The sequence below is a fragment of the Kushneria phyllosphaerae genome (assembly GCF_900312995.1).
Taxonomy (GTDB): domain Bacteria; phylum Pseudomonadota; class Gammaproteobacteria; order Pseudomonadales; family Halomonadaceae; genus Kushneria; species Kushneria phyllosphaerae.
This window is the reverse complement of the sequence record NZ_ONZI01000003.1, coordinates 384,928-405,998: the sequence shown is the minus strand read 5'-3', so window position 1 is coordinate 405,998 and position 21,071 is coordinate 384,928. Positions and strand designations below refer to the sequence as shown.

The 21,071-nt window shown below is 57.9% G+C and carries 16 protein-coding genes, 1 pseudogene and 1 riboswitch; of the genes and pseudogenes, 8 read left to right on the top strand and 9 right to left on the bottom strand.

Features of this window, described 5'->3' with window-relative positions:
• Window positions 1-4: 4 nt before the first annotated feature.
• From KSP9073_RS11755 to KSP9073_RS11740, 4 genes are all read left to right on the top strand, one after another.
• Window positions 5-1,537 (top strand): AbgT family transporter, encoded by a 1,533-nt coding sequence (locus tag KSP9073_RS11755; RefSeq protein WP_108843142.1) that lies wholly within the window; start codon window positions 5-7, stop codon window positions 1,535-1,537.
• A gap of 87 nt (window positions 1,538-1,624) precedes the next feature.
• A complete protein-coding gene (locus tag KSP9073_RS11750) occupies window positions 1,625-2,959 on the top strand; it encodes an amidohydrolase (RefSeq protein ID WP_279310065.1) in 1,335 nt (444 codons plus the stop codon).
• Complete coding sequence (locus KSP9073_RS11745; RefSeq protein WP_108843141.1) at window positions 2,949-4,427, top strand: amidohydrolase; 1,479 nt, start codon at window positions 2,949-2,951, stop codon at window positions 4,425-4,427. The genes KSP9073_RS11750 and KSP9073_RS11745 overlap by 11 nt, the downstream gene beginning before the upstream one ends.
• Window positions 4,428-4,499: 72 nt before the next feature.
• Entirely contained in the window at window positions 4,500-4,868 is a 369-nt protein-coding gene (locus tag KSP9073_RS11740; protein WP_243409220.1) for a DUF4870 family protein, read from the top strand.
• Between the two features lie 91 nt (window positions 4,869-4,959).
• Here the strand turns inward: KSP9073_RS11740 and KSP9073_RS11735 are convergent, their stop codons facing one another.
• Together KSP9073_RS11735 and KSP9073_RS11730 are read right to left on the bottom strand one after the other, a co-directional pair.
• Window positions 4,960-5,835 (bottom strand): pirin family protein, encoded by an 876-nt coding sequence (locus KSP9073_RS11735; protein WP_108843140.1) that lies wholly within the window; start codon window positions 5,833-5,835, stop codon window positions 4,960-4,962.
• 102 nt (window positions 5,836-5,937) lie between these two features.
• Window positions 5,938-7,182 (bottom strand): MFS transporter, encoded by a 1,245-nt coding sequence (locus KSP9073_RS11730; RefSeq protein ID WP_108843139.1) that lies wholly within the window; start codon window positions 7,180-7,182, stop codon window positions 5,938-5,940.
• A 178-nt stretch (window positions 7,183-7,360) separates the two neighbouring features.
• On the opposite strand from KSP9073_RS11730, the gene tenA reads away from it, so the two are divergent.
• Window positions 7,361-8,026: a thiaminase II gene (gene tenA / locus KSP9073_RS11725; RefSeq protein ID WP_108843138.1), complete on the top strand. Its 666-nt coding sequence runs from the start codon at window positions 7,361-7,363 to the stop codon at window positions 8,024-8,026.
• A gap of 314 nt (window positions 8,027-8,340) precedes the next feature.
• On the opposite strand, the pseudogene KSP9073_RS11720 reads toward tenA, so the two are convergent.
• The 4 genes and pseudogenes from KSP9073_RS11720 to KSP9073_RS11700 form a co-directional block, all read right to left on the bottom strand.
• Window positions 8,341-8,586 (bottom strand): annotated as a pseudogene (locus KSP9073_RS11720) (transposase); the annotation flags it as partial.
• A 154-nt stretch (window positions 8,587-8,740) separates the two neighbouring features.
• Window positions 8,741-9,919: a ComEA family DNA-binding protein gene (locus tag KSP9073_RS11715; RefSeq protein WP_108843137.1), complete on the bottom strand. Its 1,179-nt coding sequence runs from the start codon at window positions 9,917-9,919 to the stop codon at window positions 8,741-8,743.
• A 133-nt stretch (window positions 9,920-10,052) separates the two neighbouring features.
• Window positions 10,053-10,529 carry an NUDIX hydrolase gene (locus KSP9073_RS11705; protein WP_108843136.1) on the bottom strand — a complete coding sequence of 159 codons (477 nt, stop codon included), beginning with the start codon at window positions 10,527-10,529 and terminating at the stop codon, window positions 10,053-10,055.
• A gap of 80 nt (window positions 10,530-10,609) precedes the next feature.
• Complete coding sequence (locus KSP9073_RS11700; protein ID WP_108843135.1) at window positions 10,610-11,581, bottom strand: hypothetical protein; 972 nt, start codon at window positions 11,579-11,581, stop codon at window positions 10,610-10,612.
• A gap of 591 nt (window positions 11,582-12,172) precedes the next feature.
• Window positions 12,173-12,297: riboswitch (TPP riboswitch) on the top strand.
• Between the two features lie 86 nt (window positions 12,298-12,383).
• Between KSP9073_RS11700 and thiC the strand changes: the two genes are divergently transcribed.
• The 3 genes from thiC (at window position 12,384) to KSP9073_RS11685 (ending at window position 17,380) form a co-directional block, all read left to right on the top strand.
• Entirely contained in the window at window positions 12,384-14,330 is a 1,947-nt protein-coding gene (gene thiC, locus KSP9073_RS11695) for a phosphomethylpyrimidine synthase ThiC (protein WP_243409218.1), read from the top strand.
• Window positions 14,331-14,506: 176 nt separating this feature from the next.
• Window positions 14,507-15,265 carry a FadR/GntR family transcriptional regulator gene (locus KSP9073_RS11690; protein ID WP_243409217.1) on the top strand — a complete coding sequence of 253 codons (759 nt, stop codon included), beginning with the start codon at window positions 14,507-14,509 and terminating at the stop codon, window positions 15,263-15,265.
• A gap of 138 nt (window positions 15,266-15,403) precedes the next feature.
• A complete protein-coding gene (locus KSP9073_RS11685; protein ID WP_108843134.1) occupies window positions 15,404-17,380 on the top strand; it encodes a beta-galactosidase in 1,977 nt (658 codons plus the stop codon).
• Between the two features lie 144 nt (window positions 17,381-17,524).
• Here the strand turns inward: KSP9073_RS11685 and KSP9073_RS11680 are convergent, their stop codons facing one another.
• From KSP9073_RS11680 to KSP9073_RS11670, 3 genes are all read right to left on the bottom strand, one after another.
• Window positions 17,525-19,117, bottom strand: coding sequence for a solute:sodium symporter family transporter (locus KSP9073_RS11680; RefSeq protein ID WP_108843133.1), 1,593 nt, complete (start codon window positions 19,115-19,117; stop codon window positions 17,525-17,527).
• 293 nt (window positions 19,118-19,410) lie between these two features.
• Entirely contained in the window at window positions 19,411-19,815 is a 405-nt protein-coding gene (locus KSP9073_RS11675; protein WP_108843132.1) for a glutaredoxin family protein, read from the bottom strand.
• Between the two features lie 78 nt (window positions 19,816-19,893).
• Entirely contained in the window at window positions 19,894-20,937 is a 1,044-nt protein-coding gene (locus KSP9073_RS11670; RefSeq protein WP_108843131.1) for a hypothetical protein, read from the bottom strand.
• Window positions 20,938-21,071: the final 134 nt, after the last annotated feature.

Here is a 21,071-nt window from a genome sequence, read left to right as displayed (position 1 = left end):
CGCCATGGTTGCTACCACGCAACAACCGGCACGTAAACAGCGCCGCTCGACGCGCTGGCTCAACGCCATCGAACGCCTGGGCAATCGCCTGCCTGACCCCTTTATGCTGTTTGTCGCGCTGGCCATGATCGTTTTGATCGCCTCGGTGATCTTTGCAGCCCTGGGTGCCAGCGTGGTGTTGCCGGCCACCGGCGAAGCCCAGCCGATTCAGAGTCTGGTCTCGAGCGACGGCGTGCGCTTTATTCTTGAATCCATGCTGACCAACTTCACAGGCTTTGCCCCGCTCGGGCTGGTGCTGTCGATGATGCTGGGCATCGGCCTTGCCGAAAAGATCGGGCTGCTGGATGTGCTCATTCGCCGCACGGTGATGTCGGCGCCCCGCCAGCTGGTCACTTATACGGTCGCGTTTACCGGCATTATGATGAACGTGGCCTCCGATGCCTCGCTGATCCTGCTGCCGCCACTGGCCGCAATGGTCTATCACGGCCTCGGGCGCCACCCGGTCGCAGGGCTGGCACTTGGATTTGCCAGCGCCGGCGCCGGATTCACGGCCAACCTTCTGATCGTGGGTACCGATGCCCTGCTCTCTGGCATTTCAACGGAAGCAGCGCGGCTGGTTGACCCCACCATGGTGGTGACCCCGGTCGACAACTGGTATTTCAACTGCCTGTCGGTCGTGGTGCTGACCGTGGTGGCCGCCCAGATCAGCGAGCGGATTACCGAGCCACGCCTGGGCACCTACCAGGGCGATGTCGAAAAAGTCGAAAGCGATGAACCGGCCAATGCCGGACGGGGGCTTCGCAATGCCGGTATTGCAGCACTGTTATATCTGGGCGGACTGGCCACACTGGTCTTCTGGCCCGACTCGCCGCTGAAAAATGACGACGGCGGGCTGATCCCCTCGCCGTTTCTGTCGGGCATCATCCCCATCATTTTGCTCTTTTTCATCGTCGTCAGCGTCGCCTACGGTGTGACCACCGGCAAAATCAAAACCTCCAGGGATGTGTCGGAGCGCATGGCCGACGCCATGCGGGATCTGGGCGGCTATATCGTGCTGATCTTTGCCGCCTCGCAGTTCATTGCCTGGTTTGGCTGGACCCATATCGGCAGCTGGCTGGCGGTCAACGGCGCAGAGCTTCTGACCTCGATCAACTTCACCGGTCTGCCGGTCATTATCTGCTACATCCTGTTTACCGGCTTCATGAATCTTTTGATCTTCTCGGGCTCGGCCAAGTGGGCGCTGGAAGCCCCCATTTTCGTGCCACTGTTCATGCAGCTGGGCTACCACCCGGCCTTTATCCAGATGGCCTATCGCGTTGCGGACTCCTCGACCAACATCATCTCGCCACTCAATCCCTACATGGTGGTGGTGCTGACCTTTATTCGAAAATACGACCGTGAAGCGGGGCTGGGCACGCTGATCTCGTTAATGCTGCCCTACACGCTGGCCTTTCTGGGGCTCTGGATCGTGATGCTGGTGGGCTTTTACCTGCTCGATCTGCCCTTCGGACCCGGTATCCATGCGCTGATGCCATAGCCTGCTGACGCCATAGCCCGCCGCTGCCGGCATGACCCTACGGCGGCCCTCGACGCGCCTTGATTATTAACAACAGGAAAATTCCACATGTCCGAATCCCTGATGCCACAGCTTGATACCCATCTTGACGCCCTGAAGCCGCAGCTCACGGCCTGGCGGCGCGACTTCCATCAACACGCCGAGTCGGGCTGGGTCGAGTTTCGCACCGCCTCCATGGTCGCCGAGGAGCTCGACCGACTGGGCTACCAGGTCACGCTGGGGCGCGACGTCATTGATGACACCTCGCGCATGGGCATGCCGGACGCCGATACCCTCAAGCGTGAAGAGGCGCGGGCCCGTGCCCAGGGCGCCATCGAGCGATGGCTGCCGCAGCTCTCGGGGGGCTTTACCGGGGTGGTGGGGGTGCTCGACACCGAACGCCCAGGGCCGACCATCGGCTATCGCATCGATATGGACGCGCTGGATCTCGAGGAGTCCCTCGAACAGACACATCGCCCGGCCCAGCAGGGGTTTGGCTCGAAAAACGCCGGCATGATGCATGCCTGCGGCCACGACGGCCACACCACCATCGGGCTGGGGCTGGCACGGCTGTTCAAGACCCTTGAGGCGGACCTTTCAGGGCGCATCAAGCTGATCTTTCAACCGGCCGAGGAAGGCGTGCGCGGAGCGCGCTCCATGGTCGCCGCCGGTGTACTCGATGACGTCGACATCTTCATTGCCACCCATATCGGCCTGGACATTCCCTGCGGCGAAGTCGTGTGCGCCCAGGATGGCTATCTGGCCACGACCAAGCTCGATGTGCACTATACCGGCGTGCCCGCTCATGCCGGCGGCCGCCCCGAAGAAGGCCGCAACGCCCTGCTGGCTGCCGCCCAGGCCGCCGTGGGGCTGCATGCCATTCCCCGTCACAGTGCCGGAGCCTCGCGCATTAACGTGGGCGTGCTCAACGCCGGCAGTGGGCGCAATGTCGTGCCGGCCACGGCAACCATGAAGATTGAAACCCGCGGTGAAAACACGGTCATCAACGAGGAAATGCGCCGCCGCGCGATTGATATCATCGAAGGTGCGGCGAAGATGCACGGCGTCAGCGTCGAGTACAGCCTTGTCGGTGAGGCCGATACCTGCACCTCAAGCCCCGAGCTGGTCGACTACATCCAGGCACGCATCCAGGGATTACCGGGCGTTGATGTGGTCACGCCGCGCATCAGCGAGCCCTCGGGCTCCGAGGACGCCACCTGCATGATGAAGCAGGTACAGTCCCGCGGCGGACTGGCCACCTACATGATTTTCGGCACCGAGCTGGCCGCCGGCCACCACCATCAGTGCTTTGACTTCAACGAGGACGTGCTGCCGCTGGCGGTGCGTACCCTGGCCCACCTCGCCTTTGACATGGCGTTACCGGGAGTACGCCATGACCGCTGAAGCCCCCATTGAAGAGACCCCCGCCGCTCGCATCAGCGCGCGGGTCGAATCGCGCCGCGATCAGTTCATCGCGCTGGCCGATGCTGTCTGGGACCATCCCGAAACCCGCTTTGAGGAACACGTATCGAGCCGTCTCTTGGCCGATGCCCTCGAGGCCGAAGGCTTTCATGTCGAGCGTGGTGTGGCCGGCATGGAGACGGCGTTCGTGGCCAGCATTGGCAGTGGTGCGCCGGTGATTGCCCTGCTGGGCGAGTTCGATGCGCTGACCGGCCTCAGCCAGCGCGGGGGCGCCAGTGCCCACGAGCCGCTTGAGCCCGGCGGCAACGGCCATGGCTGTGGCCACAATCTGCTGGGCACGGCGGCGCTGGCCGCGGCCGTGGCCGCACGAGACGATCTGCACGCACGCGGCAGGCTCGAAGGCGCCGGCACCCTGCGCTTTTATGGCTGCCCCGGCGAGGAAGGCGGCTCGGGCAAGACCTTTATGGTCCGTGAGGGGCTTTTCGACGACGTGGATGCGGCGCTCACCTGGCACCCGATGACCTTTACGGGGCTGTTTTCCACACCGACGCTTGCCAACATCCAGGCCTATTTCCGCTTTCACGGCACGGCCGCCCACGCCGCCAACTCTCCGCACCTGGGGCGCAGTGCGCTGGACGCAGTCGAGCTGATGAACATCGGTGCCAACTATCTGCGTGAGCATGTCCCCGAGCAGGCCCGTCTTCACTACGCCATTACCGACAGCGGCGGGAGCTCACCCAATGTGGTTCAGGACAGCGCCGAGGTGCTCTATCTGGTGCGCGCCCCCGCCATGCCGGAAACCGAGGAGATCTACGCCCGCCTGCAGGATGTGGCCCGCGGCGCGGCGCTGATGACCGGCACCACTGTCGAGGTAACGTTCGACAAGGCCTGCTCCAGCTATCTGCCCAACCGCACGCTGGAAGCCCTGATGTTTGAACAAATCCAGACGCTGGGTGCCCCCGATTTTGATGACAGCGATCAGCACTACGCCCGTACCATCGCCGACACCATCACGCCCACCGGCCGACATGCCGACCTTGACGGCATGCGCCGAATGACCGGTTCCGACACTCAGAACTGCATCGAGACTTTCGAGAACCAGGTGCTGGCGGATGCGGTACTGGCACCGGGCGATGGCCGCGAAATCATGAAAGGCTCCACCGATGTGGGCGATGTCAGCCGCGTCGTACCGACGGCACAGTGCTATGTGAGCTGCTTTGCCATCGGCACCGCCCTGCACACCTGGCAGGTGGTGGCACAGGGGCGCAGCGCGCTGGGGCACAAGGGCATGCTGAAAGCCGCAGAGATTCTGGGCAGCACGGCCGTTCGGCTGCTGGAAGACCCCGAGTGTGTGAGCCGGGCACGACAGGAGCTGACAAGGGCCAGCGAGCGAGCGCCTTACTCCTGCCCGATTCCGGCGGGCGTCACGCCCTCGCCGCTGGCGTGCTGAGCTGAAGCCGCACGGACAGCCCTTTCCCGGTCGGTTATGATGACGCCATCTCAATATCCTGAGGAGCGTTTCATGACCGACCGGGACCCGGTACTTCATGATCACCCCACCGCCGATAACGACCCGATGATGGCGCGCATCGGCTACGCCCTCTATCTGGCCAGCATTTTAACCGGTATCACGGCACTGGCCGGGCTGGTTATTGCCTATATCTACCGCCGCCGCTCATCGGGCTGGCTGTTTGAGCACTACACCTTTTTGATCCGCACCTTCTGGATCGGGCTGTTCTATATGGCCCTGGCCACGGTACTGTCCTTTCTGGGCATCGGCGTCTTGCTGTTTCCGCTGATTACGGTGTGGATCATCGTGCGCTGCGCACGCGGCTGGCGCGAGCTTGAACGCCAGCGTATCCCGTCGCCGCTGATGAACTGGGCCTGGTAGATGACTCGCCCATCGTGACCCTGAGCCATAAAAACGCCCGCAGCAATCGCTGCGGGCGTTTTCAACTGTCACGGGCAATTCCGGGCAAAACCTAACCGGCAGACAGCCCGCCGAATTTGCCGTTCTGGTAGTCACTGACCGCCTGCTCGATCTCTTCACGCGTGTTCATCACGAACGGGCCATGAGACACCATGGGCTCCTTGAGTCGCGGGGCGTGACCAAACAGCAGCGTGGCATCGCCGGAGCCGCGAATCTCGACGTAATCACCTTCCTGCTCGAACTCGATCAGATGACAGGGGCGAATGGCCTGCTCGGAGATCATGATGTTACCGCGTACCACGTAGCAGAAAATCTCGTGATCCTCGGGTACCGGCAGTTGAATCAACGACCCCTGTTTGACGGTCATCATCGACATGAACGTGGTGGTCGGTGTGTCAATCGGGCCGCGCCAAGTGCGGCCCTGCTGCTCAAAATCGCCAGCGATCAGCGTCATGTGCCCACGCTCTTCATCAAGGTCAACCTGTACCAGTTCATCGGCCTGAAGGCCGGTATAGCGCGGCTCGGTCATCTTGAGCTCGGCCGGCAGGTTGATCCAGAGCTGGAGGATCTCCATGCGCCCGCCCTCACGGCGAAAGGCTTCGGGCGAGATTTCCGAGTGCACCAGACCGCGCCCGGCCGTCATCCACTGAACGCCGCCAGCGTTGATGATGCTGTCGTGATCACCGCTGTCGGAATGGGCCAGCGAGCCGTCAAGAATAAAGGTGACGGTTTCAAAACCGCGATGCGGGTGGGGTCCAAACGGCAGGCCCTTGTTGTCGCGCTCGTAGGTCTGTGGGCCGTGATGATTGAGAAACAGATAGGGATCGAGATAATCGATTGAGGCCCCGGGCAACGGTCGATGCGTAATCAGATCGCCGATGTCATCGCGAATGGCAGTATGCAGGTGCCGTACTTTTCGAGCGGTCATCGGTGTCTTGTCCTGTTTTTGAATGAAACACTGATAGGGTCAAAGTGTAAGACACATCCTGACACCCTGCCCTAACATGCTATACGAACGCCCGCGCGGCTTTCATGAGGGGGGAAGGGTCAGTCGACGCAGCCGCAGCCCGGCCAGCAGCGCCAGTACCAGCAGCGCGGCGATAAAGGCCGCTACCCCGTTCCAGCCCCCCATGTCCCAAAAGGTGCCGCCCAGGGTGCCGGCCAGACTCGAGCCCAGATAGTAGCTGAACAGATACAGCGACGAGGCTTGCCCACGCGCCTGAGTGGCGCGCTGCCCCACCCAGCCGCTGGCAATCGAGTGCGCGGCAAAAAAGCCAAAGGTGAAGATCAGCATGCCAACCATGATCAGTAGCACGGGCGTGGCCAGCGTCAGGCCAAGGCCTGTGAGCATCACGACCACAAAGACCCAGAACACGCGTGGGCGCCCCAGTCGGTCGGCCAGCCCGCCCGCCCAGGCCGAGCTGTAGATGCCTGACAGATAAACGATCGACAACAGCCCGATCGTGGTCTGGCTGAAGTGATACGGCGCCTCCAGCAGGCGATAGACAATGTAGTTGAACAGCGTCACGAAGCTGCCCATCAGCAGGAACGCCTCCAGAAACAGCCACGGCAGCCCCGCATCGCGAAAGTGCAGTCGAAAGGCGCTCGCCAGGTTGGCCACGCTCAGCTTTCTTGACTCAAAGTGGCGCGAAGGCGGCAGCATCTTCATGAAGGCCAGTGCGCTGATGAGCGAGATCACACCCATGGTCGCCAGCGTCACCCGCCAGTTGACGAAATCCACCATCACCCCGCTGATCAAGCGCCCGCTCATGCCGCCAATGGCATTGCCGCCGATATAAAGCCCCATCGAGACGCCAATAAAGCTCGGATGAATCTCCTCGTTGAGGTACGCCATCGCCACGCCGCACAGCCCGGCCATCGAAAGCCCCGCCAGCGCACGCATGACCAGAATCATGCCCCAGTGCTGCATGAACGCTGCCCCGATCGTCAGCGCAGAGGCGCTTAACAGCGCCATCGACATCATCTTCTTGCGCCCGATGGCATCCGACAGCGGCCCGGTGATCAAAAGGCCCACGGCCAGCATGCCGGTGGACGCCGACAGCACCAGGCTGGTGCTGGCCGGATCGATCCCGAAGGCCTCGGACAGAATCGGCAGCATGGGCTGGACGCAATACAGCAGCGCAAAGGTGGAAAAGGCGCCCAGAAACAGCGCCAGCATGGTGGGCCGATAGTCCGGGCCGCCACGCTCGATAAAAGGGATTGCCGGCTCGGAGGGCTCCGGTGTTTCACTGCCCGAATGAGGTGTGCGGGGCATATTGCCTCCCTGTAGCCCCTGACAACAGACGACAGCGTCAGAGGGTGAATCGTTAAGCCTCATATTATAAGACGTCTCAGCCAATCTCATGGCATTGCATGCCTGCCATAACGTGTCCGGCACACCGGGCAATGGTTTACTCTGAGCGCCATGAACCAGCGACAATGCGGAGCCCGACATGTCCCAGAATTTCGACACGCTCAAAAATGCCTGCCTCGACCAGTGGCAGGCCTATATCCAGCATCCCTTCGTGGCCGGCATCAGCGAGGCGACGCTGCCCGCGCCTGCCTTTCGCCACTACCTGCAGCAGGACTACCTGTTTTTAATTCACTTTGCCCGCGCCTGGGGGCTGGCGGTCTATAAAAGCCGCGACATGAGTGAGCTTCGCCATTCCCTGGACAATTTAAAGACCATTGTCGATACCGAAATGGGCCTGCACGTGGACTACTGCCGGGCATGGGGCATTGATCAAGAGCAGCTTCAGAATCTACCCGAAGCGCAGGAAACGCTGGCCTACACCCGCTTTGTGCTGGACTGCGGCCATCGGGGTGATTTTCTGGATTTACACGTGGCGATGGCGCCGTGTCTGATCGGCTACGCCGAGATTGCCGACTGGATCGGCGCACGGCCGCAGACCGTCACCGTGGACAACCCCTACCAGGCATGGATCGACATGTACCGCGACGACGAGTATCAGCAGGCCGCGCGTTTGGAACGCGCGTGGCTGGACGAACGTCTCGCTGACGTCTCTTCTGCCCGTTTTGAGCAGCTGACCACGACCTTTCGGGATGCGACGCGTCTGGAAGCGGCGTTCTGGCAGATGGGGATGGATGCGGCGGGCTGAGTAGCCCTATCAACGGCAGGGGCGAAGGTGAGGCGGTTACTGGAGTCCCTGGCGATAGATAGGTATGTGGCGACAGTCATGCAAGACTTGCTCGGCGGTGGCGAGATGCCGGTGCGCAATGCCAGATCGAATTGCTAGGGCTTTGGATAGTGTCGTTTGTCAGGTTTCGAGAAGGCTGGAGACTATAGATAGCGAGGGTTGGAGCATGGCTATTCAATTCTTAATACCTAACGAGGCTGTAGAAAAACCAGATTTCGAGCCTTTTCCACTGCCGGTGGTCCTTATTCATTTATGTTGGTATCACAGCACCACTACACCTCACTGCTGGAGGTGATGCCTTTTGAGTAAGCAAACAGGATAATCTTGAGCAGGATAGCCGGATCATAGGCCAGCCGACCGGTCGCATCGTTGCGGTACCTGGGATGGAAAACGGATAGGTCGAGCTTGTGCTCAATCAGGTAGTGCACGGCGTGTTCAAAAGTACCTGGCTGGAGCTGATCCTGGTAGTTGATCACCACCATGGCGTTCTGATCGTAGTTGTAAGCCTTGAAGCGCGGCATGCTGACCACTCCTCGTCTGTTTCCTCGATCCTAACAAAACCTGGCCATCAGCGGGGTTTTTCTACAGCCTCAACGCCTGGGCTAAGCCGCCGGGACGGAGCGCAGCGGAGTACCGGTCGGCTTGAACCCCTTGTTACACGAGAACCTTGGATTCCTACCCATCAATGACAAACTCTTCTTCCGCTTTTTTAAGCGTTTTTGGACCGACACCATTAATTTTAGATAGGGAATCAAGATCCAAGAAACCCTCCTTAATTCTGTGTTTAAATATCTCTTTGGCTACGTTCCTACTTACTGACAGCAAAGCTTCAATCTCGTCAATGGTTGCAGTATTGATATTCGGCTTTCCCTCATCTCCAGCTTCATCACCTAAATGTTCTAAAATATCGGCCATTACCAAATACGTGTGAAACACCGCTTTCGTGGCTTCAAGTTGCCCCAGCTCAGCGTGAACGCCTTTATTGGCCAACTTGTTTATTTTCTCTAGCCAAGAACCCAAAAAGTCAATATGAGTTTTTGCTAGGGCTTTATTGCTGTCAGATTCAATTGATGCATCCATAAAAGCCCATATTCTATTCACATATTGGCTTTGACCTAAAACCCTTCCATTTATCTTTTGGTCTGATGCTGGATATAGCTGGTCTGCAAGCCCCTCAAGGATTCTTCTGCATGTCGTTAGAGCTTGCGACCATTCCTCTTCCTTTGAGGATGAAACAGATTTGAAAGCTAGCATTAGCTGCTCAGTCAAGACCGAATCCAAATCGATCAACTTATCGTCAACCTCATTTTTAAGAAGCTCAAAGCAATTACTTATAGTGCCCGAGAATTTTAATTGATTGAACAGATTTGAAGCCAGCTCATGAGACTTTTTTCGAACATAGTTAATATGACTATTTAGATTGTTTTTATAATAGGTTCCATCATTCCCTTTCTTTGTTCTTACTAAATCAGCATACCTTTCTTCAACAAACCCGATGTTCGAATAACCACCACCGCTTTCTGGATATTTAACCGTTAGCTCTTCGCTTGAATAGTGAATGCCAGGTTTAAGGCCGAGATCGTCAATTTCTTTTCTATATTTCGAAAGCTCATCTTTGACCTCTTCAGAGTCATCTTCCTGCCGTACCACAAGGGCATCTAAGAACCTTCTTAGCGCAGCCGTATACTTTTGCTCCCCTAATTGGATTAGGCACCAAACATGGAGCTCTGTATCGTCCATAACCACAGCAGCCCTTGATATCTTTTGGATAGCTGAAAGCACCGAGCCTTTAGGAGACTCCAGTTCTTTTAATGCCTCTTCGAGTAAGCGAAGTGACTCTTTTTGCTGTTTCATATAATCCTTTTTCGTGTAACGCCCTGTTAAGGTGTGAGCAGCGCAATACAAAAGTTACCGAATACCACCTTAAACACTAAAACCAACGCATAGCAAAAATGTCACGCGTTGCGAATCACTCTTGAACAGTTTGTTATGCAGCGATTTCAGACACTTTGATGTACTTAGTTTCTACAGGTAAATCAGACAAACCTGTCCGGAGAAAATCGGGCTTCAAATCAATTCCGGGTATTTCGCTCAATGGGAACCATTTAAACTCTAAGTCTACATCAGCTTCTATACCACGAAACACTTGATTCAAAGACAGTTGAGAAGGTTCGATCAACTCAACCAAGAAGTAGTTGGCTATTTCGTGGACTTTTCTATTGGAATACTCGAAGAAGTTTTCAACGAACCAAAGGTGACGCTTTACATCTGACTTAACACCTAACTCTTCAAGCAATTCTCGACTCAATGTTGCGTCAGAATTTTCGAAAAATTCCACCTTACCTCCTGGCAGAGCCCAAAACGAATCTCCAACGAGACGGTGCAGCAACACATGCTCGTCATAAATGATCACAGCAACACTTCTACAGTTAAATCGAGCATTGCCTTGGTCAAATCTCAACATGTTTCCTCATAGCAGCATAACGCTCGCATTTTCGGCTGGTTTGGAGCGTAGCGGAAAACCAGTCCGACAACATGCGCTTGTTAACCTTGCCATTGATTAAAATAAAGAATAGATTCAAGGTGAATAAGAGAAACATTATCAGAGATTTGGTTTCGCCAAAACCTTTCTCTATTTTCACGAGTATCCACTCCAGACCATTCAACGACTTTTACACTCTTACCGTTAGCATATGGCTTTACGAGTCTATTCAGATGTGCATCTAACCCTGAATACCCTATTAGGATTATCTCTTCCGACTCAGCCAAACAGAAACTTAAATGTCTCCAATATGCTGCTAGCAAATCTGAACCATTGATAACTGAAACTTTGTGCTTTACATGGGTTAGTACGATATGACGACCAAAGTCTTGCTGATTAATGTTTAGATAGTATCGAGATAGCTTTCTTGTTACACCATCGTCATCATAAAATAGCGGTGATCCATGAAGATGCATATAATATCCAAAATCATTGCCATACCTACGCTCTAAGGCATCTTCAGAAAATCCGCGATCTAACATACCATCAACAAGAGCACCGCTATATCCCTTGACAATATTGTTGTTTATAAAATTTTCATAAAGTAACGCATCATAATTTAATGTCGCCACATGTGATTTTGTTTCTTTAATAAAATCCACCAGTGGATCAATGAAAAAATCCGGCAATGACTCATCGACATTATGAAAATAACTGGCCACTTTATGTATATAGTTTCTCGTTGCTAAAGGAAACTTTCTACCAACCTCAGATAGCCAATGTATATTTTTTTCAGTGTCAGCAATGCTTTCCAACAAGTCACATGAAGTTACTGATAAATGTAGTTTATCTAACTCATCTTCTCCACGAGGAGAAGACCAATGACCAATACATTGACCAATCAGAGACTTGTCCTCTCCCGAAAGAATATGACTTTCTTCCCATACACTTGCTAGAGCAGTAGTTAGAGAGAATTCTTTGGGGTTTAGAGCCATTCCCAAACCATTCCCTGTAATAATTAGTTTTCTTGCCATAGTTTTCTCAAGTGTCGGACTTCGAATACTAGTTAACAGTTATTATCTAGCCGCTCTGATCAAATCTACCTCATTAATTCTATTACTGGCAAAGCAAATGTTGGCTGCTTATCCAGAATTCGCGTGCCGGCATGATTTTTCGTTCTTAATAAGACTTTATATAAGTACATATAAAAATTAAACCAAAAGGATACCCCATAAAACTAATGGATAGGGTCCGGGCCATCTTGCGGGTAAAACGCTATAGCCTGCGCACCGATAAAACCTGCTGCTACTGGATTCGATTTTTCTTTCGCATTCATGGCATGCAGCACCCCACCATTATGCAAAGTTGAAGTGGAGCAGTTTCTGGAACATCCGGCGATGAAAAGGCACGCGCCAGCAGCCACGCAGAGCCATGCATTGAACCCGACCATTTTTTCTCTATCGCCATCTGTTGGAGCAATCTTTAGGCGATATGGGCACTTTTGGTCGTACTCAACGCCCGTAGCGTTTACCGGTCGCGCTTTCCCACCAACAGGCAAGACGCCGTACAGGGCTTGACCGTCCGGCGCCGAACAGAACAGACTGACCCGGTAATGGCCTGGCCATTGCTGCTTGACGGGGTGCCGGTGGAACCGGCTGAGATCACCTTGTGTCGCGGTGCGATACCACGGTGGATCCCGATGAACCTGATCCGGCTAATACCGGCGTAGGGATTCAAGCGAAGGGTCCATGCCGCCACCCTGGCGCTCCGTCATACCGCCCCTTCCTGCCTACGCTGTGCGCCGCCTGACTGATGTCACGCTCTGGAGCACAACACATGACCGATACCACCGCCGCCCAAAACGCACGCCCACCGCGGCGCGGCAAAAAGCACCCCACCTTTCTGGCCGACAGTGCCCGCGTCGATAGCGCCGCCGTGGCACCCCTGCCCGCCTCTCGCAAGGTGTTCATCGAAGGCTCGCGCCCGGACATTCGCGTGCCGATGCGCGAGATCACGCTGTCGCCCACCACGACCCGTGATGGCGTTGAAGACAATCCGCCGCTGCTGGTCTACGACACCTCCGGCCCCTATACCGACCCGGATGCTGATATCGACATTCGCCGTGGCCTTGCTGACCTGCGCCGCGCCTGGATCGATGAGCGTGGCGATACCGAGTTTCTCGAAGGGCTGACCTCGGAGTACGGCAAGCGCCGTGCCAATGACCCGACGCTTGCTCAGCTTCGTTTTGATTTACGGCGCACGCCGCGCCGGGCGAAAGCAGGTCGCAACGTCACCCAGATGCACTACGCCCGCCGGGGCATCGTCACGCCGGAAATGGAATTTATCGCCCTGCGCGAGAATCAGCGCCGTCAGCAGCTGGGCAGCGACGAGGTCGAGCGCATTCTGGGCCATCAGCACCCGGGGGAATCCTTCGGTGCCCGCCTGCCGGAGGAGATCACGCCTGAGTTTGTGCGCGACGAGGTAGCGCGCGGCCGGGCGATCATCCCCAACAACATCAACCACCCGGAAAGTGAGCCGATGATCATCGGGCGCAACTTCCTGGTGAAGATCAACGGCAATCTGGGCAATTCGGCGGTGACCTCCTCGATCGAGGAAGAGGTCGACAAGATGACCTGGGGCATCCGCTGGGGCGCCGATACCATCATGGATCTCTCGACGGGGCAGAACATTCACGAAACCCGCGAATGGATCATCCGCAACTCCCCGGTACCGATCGGCACGGTGCCGCTGTATCAGGCGCTGGAAAAGGTCAATGGTGTGGCTGAAAACCTCACCTGGGAGATCTTTCGCGACACGCTCATCGAGCAGGCCGAACAGGGTGTGGACTACTTCACTATTCACGCCGGCGTCAGATTGCACCATGTGCCGATGACCGCCGAACGCACCACCGGCATCGTCTCGCGTGGCGGTTCCATCATGGCCAAGTGGTGTCTGGCCCATCACGAAGAGAGTTTTCTCTACACCCGGTTTGAAGAGATCTGCGAGATCATGAAAACCTATGATGTCGCCTTCTCCCTGGGTGACGGCCTGCGTCCGGGCTCGATTGCCGATGCCAATGACGCCGCCCAGTTCGCCGAGCTGGAAACCCTGGGCGAGCTGACGCAAATCGCCTGGCGTCACGACGTGCAGGTGATGATCGAGGGGCCGGGGCACGTGCCGATGCACCTGATCAAGGAGAACATGGACAAGCAGCTCGAATGCTGTGACGAGGCGCCCTTCTACACCTTGGGGCCGCTGACCACCGACATTGCGCCGGGCTATGACCACATCACCTCCGGCATCGGCGCGGCGATGATCGGCTGGTACGGCTGCGCCATGCTCTGCTACGTCACCCCCAAGGAGCACCTGGGCCTGCCCAACCGCGACGACGTCAAGACCGGCATCATTACCTATAAAATTGCCGCCCACGCCGCGGACCTGGCCAAGGGCCACCCCGCCTCGCAGCGGCGCGACAATGCGCTGTCAAAAGCGCGTTTCGAGTTTCGCTGGGAGGATCAGTTCAATCTGGGCCTGGACCCGGACACCGCCCGGGCGTTTCATGACGAGACCCTGCCGAAGGATTCCGCTAAAGTGGCGCACTTTTGCTCCATGTGCGGGCCGAAGTTCTGCTCGATGAAGATCAGCCAGGAAGTGCGGGACCGGTTTTACCACGGCGCCAGGGATAATGGCGCTGAAGGCGAGGAAGCGGCGAGACAACGCGGCTTGGCCGAGCAGGCGGAGAAATTTCGCGAGAGTGGCAGCGAACTCTACAAGGAAGTTTAACCCGTAAACGCCAAAGGCCCCGGCACGCCGGGGCCTTTCATGTCCCTTGGTATCGCGCTTCATGCAGTCTGAATAAAAGAGCCGCGCTCGACCAATGTCTACCTTCTCGGCACGCACTCGGCATTGAGTCAAATATCAGACATTATTATATTTACATCTGATATTTGGAGGCGCCTGTGGCCGACATACTTCCCTTGCCCTACGCAGCGGCCAATGCCGATGTCAGCACGCTGGCCGAGGTGCTGGCCCATACCATCCTGTCGGGTCAGTGGGCCTGCAGCGATATTGTTCCCCGTGAGCTGGATCTTTGTCAGCACTTTGGCGCCAGCCGCAACCGGGTCCGCAATGCTCTGGCCACCCTGAGTGCCTGCGGTCTCATTGAGCGTACCGCCGGACGTGGGACCGTGGTACGTAACATCTCGGAGTGGCATCTGCTCGACCCCAACATGAGTGTCTGGCTTTCCGGACTGGATACCCCGCATCCTCAGCTGGTCAATGAGGTGTTTGCCTTTCGTCTGGCAGCCGAACCCTACGTCAGTGAGCTGGCAGCACGCTCGGCAACGGCGCGCGATCTGGCGCAGATCGAAAGCGCCTTCAACGGCATGTGCGATACCGCCCACGACCCCGATCAGCGCAGCGCCCATATCGATTACGACATTGCCTTTCATGACGCCATCTATTGTGCCAGTCACAATCTGGTCTGGCGCCAGATGGGCATTTTGCTGCGTCCCTCGATCGTCGCACTAATTCAACGCTCTCATCATCGGGTCGATCGGCTTGATGACAGCCTGGAGCGCCATCGCCGGGTGCTGGAAGCCATTCGCATGCGCCAGCCCGACACGGCCCGCAAGGCCACCGAGCATGTGCTGGCGCGTACGGCCAGCGACCTTGAACTCTCCGAGCATCCGCCCGTGCTGCGCCCCGGCGCATCGTGATTTCTGACCGGCATGACGTGTCCTCAATGCCACGCCGTGCAACGCTTGCAGCAATAAAGCCCTTGATGCGCATCCTGTCGACGCCGGATGCGCCCACCCTGCCACTACCATCCACTGCCCATACCCCAGGAGCCCATCATGCAGTTAGGCGTCTGTTACTACCCCGAACACTGGCCGCCCCAGCGCTGGGCCGACGATGCACGCGCCATGGTCGAGGCCGGCATCAGCGTGGTACGCATCGGTGAATTTGCCTGGAGTCGACTGGAGCCACGCTCGGGCGAGCTGCAGTTTGAATGGCTGGACAAGGCCGTGGCCACGCTGGCCGAGGCCGGCCTTTCCATCGTGATGGGCACACCTACCGCAACGCCGCCCAAATGGCTGGTCGATGCCCATCCGGAGATTCTCGCCGTGGACGAGCATGGCCGGCCGCGGGGTTTCGGGTCGCGCCGCCACTACTGCTTTGCCTCACCGGTCTATCGCACCCAGAGCGAGCGCATTGTTCGGCTGATGGCCGAGCGCTACGCGAACCATCCCGCCATCATCGCCTGGCAGACCGACAACGAATACGGTTGTCATGACACCATCCTCAGCTACTCGCCGGCCGCGCGCGAAGGCTTCGGCCACTGGCTCGAGAAGCGTTATGGGGATGTCGAGACGCTGAATCATGCCTGGGGCAGCGTGTTCTGGAGCATGGAAGTCACCGGGTTTGATCAGGTCGAGGCGCCGGTCGGTACCGTGACCGAGCCCCACCCGGCCATCGTGCTCGATTATCGCCGCTACTGTTCGGATCTGGTGGTGACCTATAACCGGTTACAGGTCGATACCCTGCGTGCAGCCGGCGTGTCCGTGGATATTATTCATAACTTCATGGGGCTTTTTACCGAGTTCGATCATTTCGACGTCGCCCGCGATCTTGATATCGCCAGCTGGGACAGCTATCCGCTGGGCTTTCTGGAGCGCGGCGCGCACGATGAGGCGACGCGGGATTACTATCGCCGGCAGGGCCATCCGGATTTCGCCGGATTTCATCATGATCTCTACCGCGCCATGTGCAAAGGGCGCTGGTGGGTCATGGAGCAACAGCCGGGGCCGGTCAACTGGGCCATCAGCAATGCCGCGCCCCTGCCCGGCATGGTGCGCCTGTGGAGCCATGAAGCCTTCGCCCATGGCGCCGGAGTCGTGTCCTATTTCCGCTGGCGTCAGGCCCCCTTCGCCCAGGAGCAGATGCACGCGGGCCTTTTGCGCCCCGACGGCAGTCAGTCCCGTGCCTGGCCGGAGCTGCTGGCCGTGCGTGACGAGCTGCCGGTGCTGGCGCAGCAGGACATCACCACGACCCCGGCATCGGTGGCGTTGATGTTCGACTATAGCGCCGTCTGGGCCTGCCAGATTCAACCGCACGCCGCCGACTTTGATGCCCTTGAGCTGCATTTGAGCTGGTACAGCGCCCTGCGCCGGCTGGGGCTGGATGTCGATATCGTCCCGCCGACGGCCGCGCTTGATGGCTATGCCATGGTCGTCCTGCCGTGTCAGGTCATCGCCGACAAGGCACTGGCCCAAAGACTCGATACTGCCCGAACCGCCGGCACACGGCTGATCATCGGCGCACGCTCCGGCTCGCGCACGCCTGACTTTCAGATCCCCGCCAATCTGGCGCCGGGGCCGCTGACCCCACTGACCGGGGTGACGGTCGATCAGGTTGATGGCCTGCGCCCCGGCGCCCGGCCACGTCTGACGCTGCCCGGCAGCCCGCAGGGTCACGCCCTGCGTTGGCGTGAGCAGCTGGATGAGAAGCGCCTGAAGGCGTGTGTAGTCCATCGCTTCGAGGATGGCATGCCGGCAGTGACCGACCATCAGGGCGTGACCTATCTCACCGCCTGGCTGGATGAAGACAGCATGATGGCGATTTTCGCCGAGGCGAGTCGCACAGCCGATATCGCCACCACCATATTGCCCGAAGGGGTCAGGCTGCGCCGTCGCGGCACGCTCTGCTTTGCCTTCAACTACGCGCCCGAGCCCCGCCATCTGCCGGATCATCTGATCCCTGAATCCGGCTATCTGGTCGGCGACGCGACGCTTTCTCCCGCCGGCGTCAGTATCTGGTCGATAGCGCACTGATTCTGACAGCCGGATAACGACACTGCCCCCGCTCGGATAACCGACGCGGGGGCAGTGCTTTTATGGACAGTGCTTTTATAGACAGTACGTTTGTGGACAGTGGGTCAGCGCCTGCGATCCCTCCACAGGCGCTCGGCGAGAAGGCTAGATAAAGGCCAGGTAGATGGCGACCACCAGCACCAGCAGCGCAATGCTGGCCGGCCATGCCTTGCTCCACGGGGTCATGTCGATGGCACCGGCGTCCTGCTGCACCCAGGGCTCGGCGCGCGGCATTATTTTGCCGATCGCCAGCATCATCACCACCAGCAGCACCATGACAATCGCGATGAAATGGAAGTTGGAAACGAAGTCGACCACGCCGGTCAGCGGCGGCACGAAATAGAAGGCAGCGATGATCACACAGCCCAGCACCAGCGCCAGATTGGCCGCCATGGCCGGTACGCGACGGGTCAGAAAGCCGACCACAATGACCGACAGCAGCGGCACGTAGTACAGCGAATTGACCTTCTGGACATAGACAAAAAGGCTCTCCTGACTGGCCATCAGCGGTGCAATGCTCATGGCCGCAATGGCCATCAGCCACCCCGACCATTTGGAAGCGCGCACCACCTGAGCATCGGTGGCATCGGGCTTCAATCGTGCCTTGTAGACATCCAGGCTAAAGAGCGTTGCCGTGGAGTTCAGCGCCGAGTTGAACGACGACAGAATGGCGCCCACCATGGCGGCTGCGAAAAAGCCGGTCAGCGGGGCCGGCAACACGTCGTGCACCAGCTGGCCATAGGCCGCATCGGCCTTGACGCCCTGGCCGGTATACATATGAAAGGCAATGATGCCCGGCAGCACCAGATACAGCGGTCCGAGCAGCTTGAGCAGCCCGGTCAGCAGTACGCCCTTTTGCCCTTCGGCCAGTGTTTTGGCGGCAAAGGTACGCTGAATGATCTGCTGGTTGGTGCACCAATAGAACATGTTCAACAGCAGCACACCGGTAAAGAGGGTGGAGAAAGGCACCGACTGCTCCTCGGTGCCCCAGGAGCGCATTTTTTCCGGATGACTGGTCTTGAGCGTTTCCCACCCCGCCAGAATGCCATGGCCGTCACTGATCGCATTGAGACCGAAATAAACGATCATCAGCCCGCCGATCAAAAGCCCCACACCGTTGATGGTGTCGGAAATCGCGATCGATCGCAGTCCGCCAAACAGGGCATAGATGGCGCCGCCAACCCCTACCGCAACGATGGTCAGGACCAGCAGTACCGCGTTGGATTCGATGCCGGTCAGCGTCTGCAGGTCCAAAAGCCCCATCAGTCCCAGTGCGCCGGAGTAAAGAATGCTGGGCAGCAAAATGGCGGCGTAGGCGACCACGAAAATGATATTGGCCAAAAGCTGAGTCGTGCGGTCAAAGCGCAGCGCCAGAAGCTCCGGCACGGTCGTCACGCCGCTTTTAAGAAAGCGGGGCAGAAAGAACATGGCCATGGTGACCAGCGTGACGACGGCGACCACCTCCCAGGCCATGACCGATAGCCCATCGGTAAAGGCGGCGCCGTTGAGCCCGACCATCTGCTCGGTCGACAGGTTGGTCATCAACAAGGAGCCGGCAATGATCGGAAAGGTCAGACTGCGCCCGGCCAGAAAATAGCTGCTGGAATGGCGATGATCATCGTGGCGTGTCATGCGCCAGGTGATAAAGGCGACCAGCGCGGTAAAGAAGAAAAATGACACCAGAGTCAGCGCATTCATGACATTGCCTTTTCAGGGACGCAGAGAGGGATTGCTACGTGGAATCGCCAAGTCTATCGTCGCCAAAAAAGCACACCATTCGCCATTTGTCGTACTTATGGCCATTAAATATCTGACAATTCAGGACATTTCATGAAAATGCCCTTTTCCTTGCGCGTCATGCACATAAGACAGCGTTTGCAGTGTTCAGGTCCTGCAAGAAAAGCGCCCTTGATGGGTGCGCCCGTCAGAGCGCCTTTTTCAAACGCAAAAGGCCCCGGCAAGCCGGGGCCTTTCATGACGTCCGACACGTGCTATGCCACGGCCGGCTGCGATTCGAAGCGCTTTTGCAGATAGCCCTTGATGGCGTCTGACTCATACATCCACTCGGTCTGCCCGTCTTCACGCTCGATGGCAAGACACGGCACCTTGACGCGGCCGCCACCGGCCTTCAGTGCCTGTCGGGCAGCATCATCGTGCTGGGTATCGCGCAGGGCGATCGGCAGCGCCAGCCGGTGCATTTCGTGACGCACCTTCACGCAGAAGGGGCAGGTACGAAACTGATAAAGCGTCAGTGTCTGGCAGGCACGATCCACCTCGGCCTGCGCCTGAGGCGAACGCGTGATCGGCTCGGGACGACCGAAGCGGTCACGGGCGATCATGACAGGCGCCAGCACCAGCCGCAGGGTTTTAAAGAAGTAGCGCATGACGATTTTCATGATGACACCGTAGGGAGATAAAACGAAAGGATCGCGCCCATGGTATCAGCCCCGGGCGCTGCGGTTGACCCCCGAGCGTCACTGCATCATCTGCAAAAGCGTCCAGGGGGCCTCACAGGCATACTTCTGTTCACGCTCAACATCATGATCCCCCAGCGCCAGCTCCCGGTCATTGTCGTAGGCGACAAACAAGCGCTCGTGGTCCAGCACTGCCAGCCCCTCGGCCTTGTGGGTAAACACCAGCGGACCTCCTGTTTCGTTTTCCACCAGCGCCGGCACCCTGCCCCGGGCAAAATCCGCCATATCGATCACCCAGAGATAGCCGCCGATGCTGTCGATACCGCCCTGCTCGTTTTCGAAGCTGGTCATCAGATAAAGCCGGTGGTTATACGGGTCATATTCAAGGCTCGACAGGCCACAGAGATGCTCAACGGCGTCGAATAGGCCAGGCTCAAAGGTGTAGTGCTCGCGCATCTCGTCGATGAAGGTCATTTGGCCCTGCTCATTGATCCGATAGTGGGCACCGACCACGCGGCAGACATAGTTGAAGTCATCAAAATGCTGACCCTGCTCACGCACACCAAACAGCAGTAGACCATCACCTTCATCGCTCGGAATGGCCGCTAGGCCTTCGATCTTGTAATAAGGCATGCCGATGGCGGCCGTCAGGCGCTGGCGCAGTTCCAGTGAGCCTTCCACGCCGTCACGCGGGTCCGGGTCCACGACCTGTACCCGGTCAGGGTCTCCGAGCGGCCAGATTAGCAGGTGGTTATAGTCATTGAGGGAGTGATCTTCGGGGTGAATTCGATCGAAGCCGGTGGTGGCCAGTACATGATGGCCATCCACGGTGAGCGCGAAGTCCTCGTACTTGATCGCCTGACGAATCAGGGGCTGGGTGTAATAGGTCAGTGTCTCTTCCCGAGGATGCCCCTGATCGTCGAGATCGACAGCAAAGATCGAGGAGCGCTCAATCCCGGGAATCGGCTTGTCGCTGCCCAGAATCAGCCGCTCGCCGTCATGGACCACGGCAGAGACTTCAGCATGTACCAGCTGCTGGCGCTCATCGGCAAGCCCGACCGGAAAGCAGTGCAGTGTATTGTGATATAACGGACGTGCCTGCATGGTAGGGCCCTTTGCAAAAGTGGTTCGATCACCATTGTCTGACGCCGGTAGCCGATAAATACAACCCTTCGCACCGTCATCTGCCGCCCGAGCAGAGATCTGAAGGTCAGCCACCCCTGGCCATGACGCCCCAC

Bases quoted from the DNA above. Each gene is read 5' to 3' on its own strand.
- KSP9073_RS11730 (WP_108843139.1), bottom strand. From the start codon at position 7,182: ATGCCCCGCACACCTCATTCGGGCAGTGAAACACCGGAGCCCTCCGAG.
- thiC (WP_243409218.1), top strand. From the start codon at position 12,384: ATGACCGATACCACCGCCGCCCAAAACGCACGCCCACCGCGGCGCGGC.
- KSP9073_RS11755 (WP_108843142.1), top strand. From the start codon at position 5: ATGGTTGCTACCACGCAACAACCGGCACGTAAACAGCGCCGCTCGACG.
- KSP9073_RS11700 (WP_108843135.1), bottom strand. From the start codon at position 11,581: ATGGCAAGAAAACTAATTATTACAGGGAATGGTTTGGGAATGGCTCTA.
- KSP9073_RS11735 (WP_108843140.1), bottom strand. From the start codon at position 5,835: ATGACCGCTCGAAAAGTACGGCACCTGCATACTGCCATTCGCGATGAC.
- KSP9073_RS11680 (WP_108843133.1), bottom strand. From the start codon at position 19,117: ATGAATGCGCTGACTCTGGTGTCATTTTTCTTCTTTACCGCGCTGGTC.
- KSP9073_RS11670 (WP_108843131.1), bottom strand. From the start codon at position 20,937: ATGCAGGCACGTCCGTTATATCACAATACACTGCACTGCTTTCCGGTC.
- KSP9073_RS11745 (WP_108843141.1), top strand. From the start codon at position 2,949: ATGACCGCTGAAGCCCCCATTGAAGAGACCCCCGCCGCTCGCATCAGC.
- KSP9073_RS11740 (WP_243409220.1), top strand. From the start codon at position 4,500: ATGACCGACCGGGACCCGGTACTTCATGATCACCCCACCGCCGATAAC.
- KSP9073_RS11705 (WP_108843136.1), bottom strand. From the start codon at position 10,529: ATGTTGAGATTTGACCAAGGCAATGCTCGATTTAACTGTAGAAGTGTT.
- tenA (WP_108843138.1), top strand. From the start codon at position 7,361: ATGTCCCAGAATTTCGACACGCTCAAAAATGCCTGCCTCGACCAGTGG.
- KSP9073_RS11685 (WP_108843134.1), top strand. From the start codon at position 15,404: ATGCAGTTAGGCGTCTGTTACTACCCCGAACACTGGCCGCCCCAGCGC.
- KSP9073_RS11715 (WP_108843137.1), bottom strand. From the start codon at position 9,919: ATGAAACAGCAAAAAGAGTCACTTCGCTTACTCGAAGAGGCATTAAAA.
- KSP9073_RS11750 (WP_279310065.1), top strand. From the start codon at position 1,625: ATGTCCGAATCCCTGATGCCACAGCTTGATACCCATCTTGACGCCCTG.
- KSP9073_RS11675 (WP_108843132.1), bottom strand. From the start codon at position 19,815: ATGAAAATCGTCATGCGCTACTTCTTTAAAACCCTGCGGCTGGTGCTG.